This is a genomic window from Leptotrichia massiliensis (assembly GCF_900104625.1).
Taxonomy (GTDB): Bacteria; Fusobacteriota; Fusobacteriia; order Fusobacteriales; family Leptotrichiaceae; genus Leptotrichia; species Leptotrichia massiliensis.
In genome coordinates this window covers 1,439,879-1,454,496 of the sequence record NZ_FNVZ01000005.1, presented here as the reverse complement: position 1 = coordinate 1,454,496, position 14,618 = coordinate 1,439,879, and the positions used below count along the sequence as shown (strand labels likewise).

The following is a 14,618-nucleotide window of genomic DNA, read 5'->3' as shown; positions in this document are numbered from 1 at the left end:
AATAAAAATGATAAGATATAGTGTAATAAAAGAAAAAAATCCTAGAGAAATAGTACTTTTAAAAGGATTCAGCTGTGCATATGGAAAATGTGCATTTTGTAATTATATTTTGGACAATACAGATGATGAAGAGGAAATGAACAGAGTAAATTTGGAGGCGATTAATCAGATTACTGGTGAAAAAGGAGTTTTACAGGTTATAAACTCTGGCTCTGTTTTTGAACTGAATGATTTTACGCTTTCTAAAATTAAGGAAGTTTGTTGTGAGAAAAATATAAAAATATTGTATTTTGAAGCGTATTTTGGGTATATAAACAGACTTAATGAAATTAGGGAATATTTTAGTGAGCAGGAAGTGCGGTTTGCTATTGGAATGGAAACTTTTGATAATGAATTTAGAACAAAAGTGCTTACAAAAAATTTTATTACAAATGATAAAGTTTTGGAAAAAATAAAAAAAGAATATAAGATGGGACTTTTTATGATTTGTATAAAAGGGCAGACAAAAGAAATGATTTTACGAGATATAGAACTTGCTCAGGAGTATTTTGATGAAATAGCCTTAAGTGTATTTGTGAATAATGATACAAAAGTGGAGCGGGATGAAGAACTTGTAAAATGGTTCTTGACAGAAATTTATCCAAAGTTAAATAAAAAGAAGAATATTGAAATTTTAGTGGACAATAAAGATTTTGGAGTATATGTACAATAAAAAAGGGGTATTATTCCCCTTTATTTTTTGAAACTCCAATTCCATTTTCAAACATATCAATTTCATTTTCCAGTTCCTTTAAATCACTTCGGACATAATGCTCATTGTCAGTTCCAAGTCTAAAAGTACGAACCAGCGGATTATTTTTATGATTTACTTCAAACATATATTCTTCCACAATCATCTTTTTTCGATTGTTAGTCAAATCATCTTCAAAATCTATAACAAGTGTCACATTCAAATCAGAAAGTTCACTAATATCAATTCCTTTTTCATTCACTAAATAGTTCAAAATACTTTGTTTTATTACAAATTCCAGTTCTTCTTCAATTATTTCACGTGGTTTTTCAATATTTTGGGTTAAGTACAAAATAGCCTTATCTAAAAAAATCATCTTTTTTCCTTCTTTCTTTATTTAATTATATAAATTTTTTCTAAATATTCAATTAAGTTATTTTCTAAATTTTTTTAATTATTTTAGTTAATAATGGTTTTTCCTTTATTTTTATGTTTTTTATCTTTTTAAAGCAAGGGAAATCAATCGCCATTTCCCTTGCAACCCTGGCTCGTCTAAGCATTTTTTCGAAATGAAATTGAAACTCGCTTTTTAATAAAAGTTATTATCAACTCTTAAACTAATTATAACTTAAATGTTTTGAAAAAGCTCAAACAATCAATTTCATTCCAAAAAAATCACGACACTTTTTAGTTTAATTGTAATGGTTAATTTAACTAAAACAAAAATCTCGGAAATTTATAACAAATATTATTTTTAAAAAATTTTGATTAATTTTCATTAAAAAAGTTTAAATTATAACAAAATAAACTTTTTTAATTTTAATAAATCGACGGAGCTTTTATTTGTTCAACTACGACTGTTTGACGACTATAAGGAGGAGTTTCGGAGTTGGGCAAATAAAAGTCGTAGTCTAGCCATAGGTGCAGGATTTGCGGCAATGAGCAATCCTGCGAAAATATAAAGAGAAGGAACATAATAAAAATAGTAAAAATCGTTATTAACAAAAAAACTGAAGAAAATTTAGAAAATAACTTAATTGTTGATTTTAAAAAAATAGGTTTTAAATAGATTATACAATAAAAAAACTTTAAAAACAAATTTTTTTAGTTTGTCTTTAAAGTTTTATAAAATTGATAAATTTTTTAAATTAGAATTTATGTGTGTAACCAACTGTAAATACATTTATATTTTTGTCATATTTTACTTTTGATTTATCAATATAAATTCCTGGAAGTGAAGTTTGTTCACGTTTTCCATTGGCAGCATTGTAGTTTACATGGGCAATTCCGAATTTCCATTCTGAAGCTTCTGTTGGTTTATAAGTTATTCCTGTTGCGTAAATCTGGGAGTTTATTGCAAATTCTACATCAGAGAATGATTCTCTTTTGGCTCCTGTATTTGCGTAATTGAATCCAGCGTGCCAAGTGAATTTGTCGTTTATTCTGTAATCTACTCCGAAGTTTAGTTCATATCCGTCGTTGTACTTGAATCTATCCATTTTTGCGGCTTTGTTAAAGTAATGTGTATATCCGCTGGAAAGAGTCCATTTATTTATATCCTTTGATACTCCTAAAGCCAATACTCCTGGTAAATCACGTCTTGAATGTACACCGTCTGCATATTCAGGATAAAAGAATGAAATTCCAAGAGAACGTCTTGCAAGTAACATTTTGTTGTCTTCTTGTGCTTTTGATTTAAATTTTAATTTTACAGGAGTTTCGTATTTTATGGCAAAGTTTAATGTGTCAGTTGGTTTGTAGTCAAATCCAATAACTGCTCCAATACCCTTGGCATTACGTTTTGAATTCATTGATAAATAGTTTTTGCTAAGTCCAATTGCTGAACCTACACGAGTATTGTAGTCATATTGAGCTTCTCCATCAAGTTTTCTGTGAGCATAAACATATTTTAATCCTCCTGACATAGAGAAATTATCATTAATTTTATATGCTCCTCCAAGCATTAGCTGATAGTAACGGTTTTGTCCAGTAAAACGATTTTTTACAACAGTTGCTCCAAGTTTACCACCTGTTAAGTTATTAAAAGTTTCACCAGCGAGTTCAATTCCTGCTACACCGCTTTTATAACGAAGAGTAGCTCCCCCTGCAATAACACTTAAGTTTCCAAAAAGAGAGTAGTTATCTTTTTTGTGTAAAAGGTTAAATGATGGTGCTCCTGCATATCTGTCTGATTTAAATTTTTTTCCTTTTAATGTCATTGATTCTTCAATTAATGAATTTTGTAAATTTGCATTAATATAAGTTCCATCGTCTAAAAATACAGTTCCTGCTGGATTGTAAAATACACCTTCTATAGAAATTTGTCCAGTTTGAGATGGATTTTGAAAGTATGATGCTGAGTTATTTGATAAATAGTCAATACTTGCTGCATTTGCAAAAATTGTAAATAAAATTGACATAATTGCTATTTTTAATTTCATAAAAGTTCTCCTTTTTGTATTAATAATTTATTTTTATACTTTAAATTATAATAATAAAAATCTAAGTACATAATAATATAACATGCGTTATATAAAAAGTCAACAAAATTATTTAGTATATAAGTTATATAAATATATTCTATTTTTTTACGTTGAATTTATAAAAATTAGTCAAATTTAAGATTAAAAGAATAGTTGTAATTTATAATACTAAACCCTGTTAAACATAGGAATAAATTTTTATAATAGGGTTGTATAATAGCTAATTCATATTTATTCAACTAAATTGATTTTTATTATTTTTTGTATATTTATTATAGAATTTTTAAGATTTTAACTATTTGCAAATACTAGTTTTATATCCTTTATTAAAAAAGTTTATAATTAAGTTCGTTATTTAAATGGGATTTAGTATAAGTTTATTTTTAAATGGATTTTATACATAAATAAAATTTTTTGTAAAATAAATTAAGCATTATAAAAAAATATCGAAACATAAAAAAAATATATGATTAAACCTTTGACAATATATAATTTATATACTATAATTATAGCATAGATAAGTATTCTAAAACCAATTTCACAATAAAAACTTAAATTTTAGAACGAATCAATGTGAAAATTAGGTTGAAGGAAAAATTTTAGTAAAGGTGGTAAAGACTATGAGTAAAAACAATGTAGAGAAAAAGTCAAAAAATAGCAGTGTACTACTGGGAGCAGCATTTATTATGGCAACATCTGCTATTGGACCAGGATTTTTAGTACAAACAGCTAAATTTACGAATGATGTGAAGGCAAATTTTGGATTTGTAATATTGGTATCTGTTTTACTTGCGATGATCGTGCAGCTTAATGTGTGGCGTGTTTTGTGTGTGAGCGAACTGCGTGGACAGGATGTGGCAAATAAATTACTTCCAGGACTTGGATATTTTGTAGCGTTTCTTGTAGCGTTAGGTGGACTTGTGTTTAATATTGGAAATGTAGGTGGAAGTGCGTTAGGTTTTAATGCTTTGCTTGGTATTCCTAAAATGGCTGGATATTTTATTTCTGGTGGTGTTGCGATAACAATATTTTTATTAAAAAATGCAACAAAAGCTATGGATATGCTTACAAAAGTGCTTGGTGGATGTATGATAGTTGTAATATTTATTGTTATTTTAATTGTTAAACCGCCAATAGGGTTGGCTGTTAAAGATACTTTTGTCCCAAGTGAAAGTATTTCAAACTTGATTCCTGCAATTTTGACATTACTTGGTGGTACTGTTGGAGGATACATTACTTTTTCAGGAGCACATAGATTGATTGATGCAAAAATCACAAAAGAAGAGAATCTGGCTGAAATAAATAGAAGCTCAATTATGGGAATAGGAATTGCAACACTTGTAAGGGTTCTATTATTTTTAGCAGTGTTGGGAGTAGTGATTAAGGGTGTAACTTTGGCGGCTGAAAATCCTGCAGCAGATGCATTTCGTAAAGGAGCTGGAGAAATTGGATATAGATTTTTTGGTTTAGTTCTGTTAAGTGCGGCAATCACTTCAATAGTTGGAGCAGCATATACTTCAGTATCTTTTTTAAAAACATTTAATAAAAATATTGAAAAACATGAAAAATGGGTAATAATAGGATTTATTATAATTTCAACAATTATAATGGCAATTGCGGGAAATCCTACAACATTGTTAATTTTGGCAGGTTCATTAAATGGACTTATTTTACCTGTAACTTTGGGAATTTGTTTGATTGCTTCACAAAAAAAATCAATTATGGGAGAAAATTATAAACATCCGAAAGTACTTTTAATATTGGGAATTATCGTTGTATTAATTACAGCATATTTAGGAATAGCCTCGTTAGGAAATTTAGCAAAATTATTTAGTTAAAAACAGAAAGAAGGTATAGGAATGACAGGAAAACAGGTGCAAGAAGTAAAAATACTTCCCGAAGGAGATTCAGCTATTTTAATTGAATTTCCAAAAGCTATATCGCCTGAAATTAATAGAAAAATTACATCACTTGCGTATTTGATAAAGGAACAACATATAGAAGGGGTAATGGATATGATACCAGCATTTTGTTCACTTCTTATACATTATGACCCACGTGTTATTACATATGCAAAATTATTGAATAGAGTGAATAAAATAATGAAATTAAACGTAGATACAAAGGTAAAAACTAAAAAAATATATGAAATACCAGTTTGCTATGGTGGAGAGTACGGACCTGATTTGGAGTTTGTAGCAAAAAACGCAGATATTTCGGTTGAGGAAGTTATAAAAATCCATAGTTCAAAAGATTATTTGATTTATATGCTTGGATTTTTACCGGGATTTTCCTATTTAGGTGGACTTGATGAGAAAATTCATACTCCGCGTCTGGCTAATCCAAGAATAAAAATTCCTGCTGGAAGCGTGGGAATTGGTGGGGCTCAAACTGGAATTTATCCCCTGGAATCACCAGGAGGCTGGCAATTAATAGGTAAAACCCCAGTAAAAACATATAATCCTGACAGGAAAGTTCCAATTTTATTTGAAGCAGGAGATTACATACGTTTTGTACCAATTTCACAAGAAGAATTTGAAAAAATTGAAAAAGAAGTAAATGAGGATAAGTATGAGTGTGTTGTGTATATAGAGGAGGTGAAATAATGGGTTTTAGAGTTTTAAAAGGCGGACTTTTAACAACTGTTCAGGACATTGGAAGAACAGGGTATCAGAGTCAAGGTTTTGGAACATCTGGAGTTATGGATGTACGTTCCTTTAAAATTGCAAATATGCTTATTGACAATCCTGAAAATGAGGCTGTTCTTGAATTTACAATGATTGGACCGACACTTGAATTTACAAGCGAAACAATAATTGCAATAACAGGTGGTGATTTTCAGCCATTAATTAATAAAAAGCCTGCCCCAATGTACACTGCAATCTATATTAACAAAGGCGATGTGCTTGAATTTCAAGGTGCAAGAACAGGTGTAAGAGGTTATATAGCTTTTTCGTGCTACTTAAATATACCAGTAATAATGGGAAGTCGTTCTACAAATATGAAATGCAGGATTGGTGGATTTAAAGGACGTAATTTAAAAGAAGGAGATTATATTTCTTTTAGAATAAGAAGGCGGTATTTGCCATATTTTCTTTCAAGAACGCTTGATCTGGATGAATTTAATCAGGAAGATGAAGTGCTTCGTGTAATAATGGGACCGCAAGATAATCTTTTTACAAAAGAAGGGAAAAAAACATTTTTAAACAGTGAATTTACAATTACAAATGATTTTGATAGAATGGGTTGTAGAATAGAAGGGCCTTATATTGCACATAAAGAATCGGCTGACATAATATCAGATGGAATAGCATTAGGAGCAATACAAGTTCCTGCGCATGGAAAACCAATTATTTTACTAGCAGATAGACAGACAACAGGAGGATATCCCAAAATAGCGACAGTTGTAACAGTGGATTTGCCAAAATTGGTACAAAGAAAAGCAGATCATAAAATTCGTTTCAAAGCAATCAGTGTAGAAGAAGCACAAAATCTTTTAATTGAAGAAATGAATGAATTTACACAATTTAGAAAAAAAATTCATGCACCTTGTAAGGAAGTGCTGGATGTGAGATTTGTGTCCAAAAGACTTGAGACTTTATTTGATTAATTTATTGTTTAAAAGTTAAAAATTTAGCTCAATATCCTGTTTTATTTATTATTTTGTTAAACGAATTGAGCGTATTTTCAGAAAGGAAAATAAAAATGGATTTAGAACAAATTGAAAAATTAGTAGAAATTATAGAAAAATCAACGCTTAAAGAAATTACAGTTGAAGAAGGAAATTTAAAAATCAATTTAAAGCGTGAAAATAATATAGAAATTCAAAGTATTTCAAAAAATATAGAAAAAAAAGTCGAAATTGTGGAAGAGCCAGATGAGGAAAGTTTTATCACTTCACCAATAGTAGGAACTTTTTATTCAGCAGCTTCTCCAGAAACTCCAGCTTTCGTGCGAGTAGGCGATACTGTAAAAAAAGGGCAACCAGTATGTATTGTAGAAGCAATGAAACTAATGAATGAAATAAACTGTGATTTTGACTGTGAAATAGAAGCTGTACTCGTGAGCAATGAACAGAAAGTGGAATACGGTCAGCCGTTATTTAGAGTAAAAAAAATATAATTTTAGAATAAGAATATTATAAAAAAGTAACAATTTTAGAGTTATCTTTAAGTTTGAGATAGCTCTTTTGTTTTTTAATAAAATTAAAAAAACAAAACTCTAAGTTAAAAAAACACATATAATAATAGATTTTTATGTAAAATTGTGGTAAAATAAAAAGGATAGTTTCTTTTGATTATAAAAATTAGAAAGAAATGTTAAAAAAAATGGAAAATTAGGACAATGAAAATAATTATCCTTTTCAAAATACTAGAAGAGGAGGTAAAAAAACGTGAGATGAAATACATAAAGAAATCTTTAATTATATTTATTTTTCTTCTATTGTCTTTATTTGCATTAAAGTTTTATATCTCTACCAAAAACTTTAAGGGTATGCTGACTTCGATTTTGAAAAGTAGCGGATTAAATGTTGAGTTTAAAGATGTTAAACTGATAGGATTTAATAAACTTCAGGTTAATGATCTTAAAGTTAAAGATATGGCTGGAAATGTTGTTATTGACGGGAAAAAAACTACTGCGGGAATAAGTCTTCTTATGCCAACACGGCTTAATAGGATTGATATTTACAATGGAACTGTAAATTTGGAGCGTAGAAAAGATAATGATTTTAATATTTTTCACGTTATAAAGCCACAACCGAAAAAACCAAAAACATTTGATCCTACGAGTAGAATTGGAAAGCTTCATATTCATAATGCAACTTTAAATTATACAGATATAAGTTTTAATAAAAAAATATCAAAAAAACTGACAAAAGTAAATGGACGGCTGGAAGCTACAAAATCTCGTGGTTTTTCACTTTTTGCAAAAGGTTTGGGAAATAAAAATGAAGATGGAACAGTGGAAACATTAAAGATTGAATTAAAACAGCTTATCAAGTCAAAACAGTCGATTTATTCGATGTTTGATAAGATGAAGAACAGTGATGAGAGAAGAAAGGAATTTCGTCTGAATTTTGGTTTTGAAAATGTTGCAATAACAGAGGAACTGGGGCAGTATGTGCCACTTGATATGATTAGTGCAAAATCTGGAATATTAAATGGTGTACTGAAACTGGAAAATGATAAAGCTAAAAAGACAATGAACGCTTTAGGAAATCTGAAAATCCGAAATGGAAAACTAAAATATGTTGACTTGGATGGCGATATTGAAGGGGTAAATGCCTTAATTGATTTGAAAAAAGACAAAATTACGGTAAATGCTGACACAAAATTAAGCGAAAGTCCAGTATCTCTAGTATTAAACTATCTCGTTCAAGATCAGAAGATAAATTTAAAACTTGTTACTGAGAATTTACCTTTTGAAGAAGTTGCAAGATATAAGATAATTAAAGATAGTAAGTTTACAGCACAAGGTAATGTTACTGGAAATCTTGAAGTAAATGTTAATACCAAAAGTAAGAAAGCTACACTTGATGGAAAATTTTCTTCAGATAACATAAAAATTTCAAACTATAATTTTCAGAATATAAAAACTGCTATGAAAATTGCTGATGAAAAATTGACTTTAACTGATACATCATTTGTATTTAATGAAAATTTTTCAGGATTTAAAGTGAATGAAGATATTAAAGTTTCAAAATTTGTGTATGATTTGAAAAAGAAAACTGGAACAGGAGATTATGTTTTAAATAATCTAGGATCAGATTTTAGTATCAAGAAAGTTACTGGAAGGGCTGATATATCTTCTAAAAATATTGTAACAGGAACAGTAAGATCCAATGTTTTAAATGGAAGATATACAGTAAATCCACATACACAGACAGTTGTGGTAAATGCCAATAGTAGTGGTTATTTCACTGTAAATTATGGTGGAAAGACTTATACAGTTAATCCTGATGTTAGTAATTTAATTGTGAAGTTTAATGAAAAAAATATGCTTCGTTCAGGACAAATTAATGCGAAAATAAAGGATTTGTCAATGCCGTTTGTAAATACTATTAATGCCAATGTAAAAATTCATAACGGGAATTACAATATAAGTGGAACAGCTGGGATAAAAGGTGGTGGAATAGTAAATATTTCGGGAACTACAAGTTCGAATATGAAACATTCTTATTCATTGAAATTACCTAAAAATATAGATATTGCAAAATTGTTAAGAGCAAATGGTTATAATTTCAAAGGATTAGATAAAGCGAAATTGCCTGCAACACTTACAGCTAGAATTAGTGGAAGTGGAGATAAAATTTCTGGATCATATCAACTTTACAGTCCGTATGGAGAATATATTGGAGAATATGAAAATCTTCATGCAAGTGGAAAAATCAATGATTTGGCAAATATGGATATAACAGTTAATACAAATATGGATGAACTGTGGTTTGGTTACCAGCGACTTAAAAATGTCAGTGGAAACTTGAGAATAAAAGATAACGTTGTAAATATTACAAGTATCCAAAATGAAAATTTGAATGCTAGTGGAAAATTTGATATGAAAACTGGGAAAATCAATGTAAATGCAGGATTAAGAGATTATATGATTTATAATACTGCAGGGCCTAAGGTTAATTTGAAAGTTGGAACATTGGATGCTAATTTATCAGGAACAATTGACAAACTTTCAGGAGAAATAACAATGCCATCTGCAATAACATCAATAAATTCAAATTATGTAGGTGACACAAATGCATATCTTAGAATAAAGGATGGGGTTGTAAATTTCGAAAATGTAACTTTACGTGAAAATAGCCTGTATGGAACATATGATTTGAAAACTGGAATTTCAGATATTGGACTTAGTTTAAACGAACCTGATATTCCAAAACTTTTGGAAATGAAGGAATTGACTTTTGGAACAAAATCAAATCTTAGTTTAAAAGGAGATTTGAATAATTTTAATCTGGCAGGACAAGTAATTCTTGGGAATATGAGTTTTAAAACTTATAAAATTCCGCAGATTGTTGCAGAACTTGAATATTCTAATGGAAATGTAGACAAGTTATTCAAATATGGGACATTCGATTTGCAAAAACTTAGATTTGTTGGAGATAATGAAGAAACATTATTTGAAACACAGACTAAATTTGATTTGGCAAATGTAGATATTGATTATAAGTTGGAAAAACAGAAGTTTTCGCTTGATTCAGTGCAGGATTTGAAAAATAAGGGATACAGTGGAGATATAGACATCGGATTTATGTATCGTGGAAATTTTGAGAACTTTACAACAGGTCTTCAAATACAGTCAGATGAAATAAAACTTAGTGGTTTTCCAGTGAATAAAGTGGATATTGATTTACAAGCCAATGAAAAAGCTTTAAACATTGGGCAGTTTTATTTGGAATATGAACACAATCCATTGTTGTTAAACGGATATATTCAATTTACACCTATACAGTATAATGTTTCGATGCTTGCTAAAGACTTTAATTTGGACTTCTTAGGAGTTAATAAAGATGTTGAGCAGGCGAGAGGGATTGCAAATATAGATGCAATTTTCTCAAATAATTCTACAACAGGGCATATTTTACTAGATAATTTTAATTATAAGACAAAAGATAAATTAACACTTGTGGATAATGTAAATGCCAATATTGATTTACAAAATAATAAATTTGTTGTAAATCGTCTTGATGGTGGATACAATGGAGGAACTTTTAAAGTGACAGGAGATTTAGATGTTCCAACGATTCCTGCTGATTTTATGCAGACAAAACGTCTAGAATTAGGAAAATTTGAATTAAATGCTGCACTTAATAAAGTTGGACTTCATTACGGAAAAGGAATTGACTTTGCACTTACAGGAAACTTGATATTTACAGAAAATAGATTGTTTGGAGATTTGGTTGTAGATGATGCCGAAATAAGAGAATTACCAGACTTTAATTCAAAATCTGAAACAGAAAACTTATCAGAGGAAGCTAAAACTAAGAAAGCTCAAGATAAGACAATTGTTGAGGGAATTGTAGAAGAAGTTATTGATAAAATATTAAAACAGTATACAGTTAGTTTGAATGTAATAGCTGGAAATAATGTTAAACTAAAAATTCCAAATGTAAGTATTGTACGAAATATAAAAGGAACGATAAGAGGTTCTTCAGAAGTTTCATATTCTGGTGGTGAAGTTGGAATAGATGGAGATTACTCTATTACAAGAGGATCATTTTCTGTAAATGGAAATGATTTCAAAATAGATGGTGCACAAATAAGATTTGCTCCATCTACTAACGGTGCAGCGAGCTCCGTATCGGATCCATTTGTAATATTTGATGCAAGTACAGTAATAAACGGAGATAGAATAGAAATAAATGTAAGTGGAAATGTAAGTAAACCTGATATTAAATTTTCATCATCATCAGGGAAATCAAAAGAAGAAATTGTGTCATTGCTCGCATTTAATACTGTAGTTGGAAATGGCGAAAAAAAAGGAGGAGCTACTGAAGAAAATTCAGCTGACGGATTAGTAGTTGCAGGTTCTCTTGTTAATAGTGCATTAAATGAGTTGATTTTTTCGTCAGTAACTGGTAAAATTAGTGAGGCACTTGGAATATCAAAATTTTCTGTTTCAACAAATGTGGATCATTCAAACAGAACAGGAGAATATAGTGCTGCAACAACAGTTACACTTCAGGATAATATTTATAAAGACAAGTTATTCTGGAATGCTTCATTTAAATTTCCATACCAGACTTCAAAATCTGAGGAAAAAAAACCAATGGGATATAACGCATGGTTAAGCTATAGTGTTACAAACAACTTAGATTTACGGCTTGGAGGAGAGAGTATTAATAGAAGTAGAGCCAGCACTAATATGAGCAATGGAGCAAGAGTAAATTATTATTTTGGAATTGATTTTTCAACTAGAGATAATACATTCGGAGATATTTTAAGAAAAATATTTAGGAAGAAAAAACTTGATACATTAAAAAAATAGGAGGAAAAATGTCAAAACAAAAAGTAAAAAATAAAATTTATGCTTTGATTATTGCGGTAACATTATTTGTATCTGTAAATAATTTGTCGCAAGCTGAAGAAAAAAGCGGGATAATTGGAAAAGAGTTAGCCGATAGCAGTACAACAACAAGTACTACTGGAACTGAAGAGCAAAATGATGAGATATCAGATGTTAAAATTAGATATAGTCAAGACGAAATTGATATGGCTAATCAATTATCAGAAAAAGTGAAGAAAAAAAGAAAAAAAGAAAAAAGAAAAGAAGCAAGAAGAAATCGAAAAAATAACAACATCTTTGAAGCTCAGGAACAGGCAAGAGAAGATTTAACAATTGGAGCAATTCAATTTACAAAATTGAATGAAATTACACCAGATGTTTTAATACCTGAAATGCCTGTAAAAACAGGAGATACTTATTCAAATAAAACTTTAAGTGATATTTATTTAGCACTTAAAAGATTGGGATATGTAGCAGAAGCTAATGTTATTCCAAGAATTCGTGGAAATGTGGTAAATATAGAAGTTCAAGTTGCAGAAGTAGAAAATGCTGGAACAGTTCTGCAAAGACAAAGAATGCAAGAAGAAATGCAAAAAGAAACAGAATATACAGTAGCAAATGTAGATATTGAAGGTACAAACAAACGTGATAAGGCAGAACATTTAAAAGATTTACCAATTAAAGCAGGAGATATTTTTATACCGCAAAGAGCAGTGGATGGAGCACAAAAAATATTCAAATCAGGATATTTTGCAACAGTTGAACCAAAAATTGACAGAAAAGCTGATAATACAGTTTCTATAGTTTACCAAGTTCAAGAAAATCCAGATGTACAAAGTATAAATTTTGAAGGAAATACTCTTTATAAAGATGAAGAGCTAGAAAAAGCATTAGGTATAAAAAGAGGAGAAATCTTAAATGGTAATTTATTGAATCCAGACGATAATGGAATTCTTAAATTGTATGCTAAAGATGGATACTCTTTAGCGAGAGTTGAAACAATAAATGTTTCAAATGAAGGAGTTGTAAATATCGGATTGACAGAAGGAGTTGTTGATTCTGTTACATTTGAAAAAGCACCAGAAAAAAATGATAACGAAAGACAATCCTCAAAACGTTCGACTTTAAGAACAAAACCTTATGTATTTGAAAGATATCAAGAATTAAAACCAGGGCAAATTTTCCAAGAGAAAAATATTGAAAGTACAGTAAAAGAACTTTATAGAACAGGAATGTTTACTAAGATAGTACCGTCAATTGAAGGAAAAGAAAATGATCCAAATGCAAGAGTTATAAAATTACTTGTGGAAGAACGTCCAACTACGTCAATTAATGGAACTATTTCTTACGGAACTTCAGTTGGATTAGTAGGAGAACTTAAATTATCAGATTCAAACTTCTTAGGAAGAGGACAAGATGCTTCACTTACACTTTCAGCTTCAAATAAAGGAGATAAGACATTTGAACTTAGCTGGTTTGATCCTTGGTTAAAAGGAACTGAGCAAGTTCAACTTGGAGGAGCAGTTTATTGGACTCAATCAGTAGATGACAATGCTGAAGCTGATGAAGTAGAAAAAGTTAAGAAATACGGAACTCGTTGGACAATTGGTAAGGGTCTTAATAAAGATATTGGAGTAAGTTTCTCTGCAAGATATGATAATTATAAAGAATTGTTTGGAAATAAAAAAGTAAATGATAAATATAAATTGTTTGCAATGGGACCAACAATTACTTTAGATACAAGAGATAATAAGTTCAGCCCTACAAAAGGATTGTATGCAACAATGTCGTATGAAAGAGGAGAACTTATAAAAGATCCTAGAAAATACGATCAGTTTGAAACAGATTTAAGAGCTTACCATCCAACATTCTTTGGTGAAAAAAATGTAATGGCGTATAGAGCAGCTTGGGGAACAACAGGAAGTGGAACTCCAGAAGCATTAAGATTTAGCATAGGTGGAGCTGAATCTGTACGTGGATATGATTATAGTGCGTTTGATGGATTTGATAAATTCCATGCAACTATTGAAAATAGAACAAAAATTAACGATACATTGCAGTTAGTAGCATTCTTTGATATAGGAAATGCTTGGCAAAAAGATTCAAGAGATCCAATTACAGGTAAAAAAATCTATAAACCAAACAGAAAAGATGCTCATGACTTTAAAGATCTTAAAAAAGGTTATGGAGTTGGGGTAAGATTGAATACTCCAATTGGGCCATTAAGATTTGATTATGGTTGGCCAATGGATCCTGAGAAAAAAGGTGAGAAAAAAGATAAAGGTAAATTCTACTTTAGCTTTGGACAATCATTCTAGTTTTTTCAGACTAACTAAAATATAAACTAAAAATAATTATAGGGGGTGATTAATTTCATCCCTATAATTTTA

Annotated in this window: 9 protein-coding genes; 7 read left to right on the top strand and 2 right to left on the bottom strand. The window is 29.8% G+C overall.

Annotated elements, in window-relative coordinates:
• Positions 1-7 precede the first annotated feature (7 nt).
• Positions 8-712 (top strand): radical SAM protein, encoded by a 705-nt coding sequence (locus BQ5344_RS10910; protein ID WP_071125325.1) that lies wholly within the window; start codon positions 8-10, stop codon positions 710-712.
• A 10-nt stretch (positions 713-722) separates the two neighbouring features.
• Here BQ5344_RS10910 and BQ5344_RS10905 read toward each other — a convergent pair whose 3' ends face one another.
• Together BQ5344_RS10905 and BQ5344_RS10900 are read right to left on the bottom strand one after the other, a co-directional pair.
• Positions 723-1,106, bottom strand: coding sequence for a hypothetical protein (locus BQ5344_RS10905; protein WP_071125324.1), 384 nt, complete (start codon positions 1,104-1,106; stop codon positions 723-725).
• 772 nt (positions 1,107-1,878) lie between these two features.
• Positions 1,879-3,171: an OmpP1/FadL family transporter gene (locus tag BQ5344_RS10900; protein WP_071125323.1), complete on the bottom strand. Its 1,293-nt coding sequence runs from the start codon at positions 3,169-3,171 to the stop codon at positions 1,879-1,881.
• 662 nt (positions 3,172-3,833) lie between these two features.
• Between BQ5344_RS10900 and BQ5344_RS10895 the strand changes: the two genes are divergently transcribed.
• The 6 genes from BQ5344_RS10895 (at position 3,834) to BQ5344_RS10870 (ending at position 14,546) form a co-directional block, all read left to right on the top strand.
• The gene (locus BQ5344_RS10895; protein WP_071125322.1) at positions 3,834-5,051 is read left to right on the top strand and encodes an NRAMP family divalent metal transporter; all 1,218 of its coding nucleotides are present in this window, start codon (positions 3,834-3,836) and stop codon (positions 5,049-5,051) included.
• A gap of 21 nt (positions 5,052-5,072) precedes the next feature.
• A complete protein-coding gene (pxpB, locus tag BQ5344_RS10890; protein WP_205408003.1) occupies positions 5,073-5,819 on the top strand; it encodes a 5-oxoprolinase subunit PxpB in 747 nt (248 codons plus the stop codon).
• Positions 5,819-6,823 (top strand): 5-oxoprolinase subunit C family protein, encoded by a 1,005-nt coding sequence (locus BQ5344_RS10885; protein WP_021770007.1) that lies wholly within the window; start codon positions 5,819-5,821, stop codon positions 6,821-6,823. Before pxpB ends, BQ5344_RS10885 begins: the two co-directional genes overlap by 1 nt.
• A gap of 95 nt (positions 6,824-6,918) precedes the next feature.
• Positions 6,919-7,335, top strand: a complete 417-nt coding sequence (gene accB, locus BQ5344_RS10880) for an acetyl-CoA carboxylase biotin carboxyl carrier protein (RefSeq protein ID WP_021770008.1) — start codon at positions 6,919-6,921, stop codon at positions 7,333-7,335.
• Between the two features lie 276 nt (positions 7,336-7,611).
• Entirely contained in the window at positions 7,612-12,210 is a 4,599-nt protein-coding gene (locus tag BQ5344_RS10875) for a translocation/assembly module TamB domain-containing protein (RefSeq protein ID WP_071125321.1), read from the top strand.
• A gap of 8 nt (positions 12,211-12,218) precedes the next feature.
• Positions 12,219-14,546 carry a BamA/OMP85 family outer membrane protein gene (locus tag BQ5344_RS10870; RefSeq protein WP_071125320.1) on the top strand — a complete coding sequence of 776 codons (2,328 nt, stop codon included), beginning with the start codon at positions 12,219-12,221 and terminating at the stop codon, positions 14,544-14,546.
• Positions 14,547-14,618 lie beyond the last annotated feature (72 nt).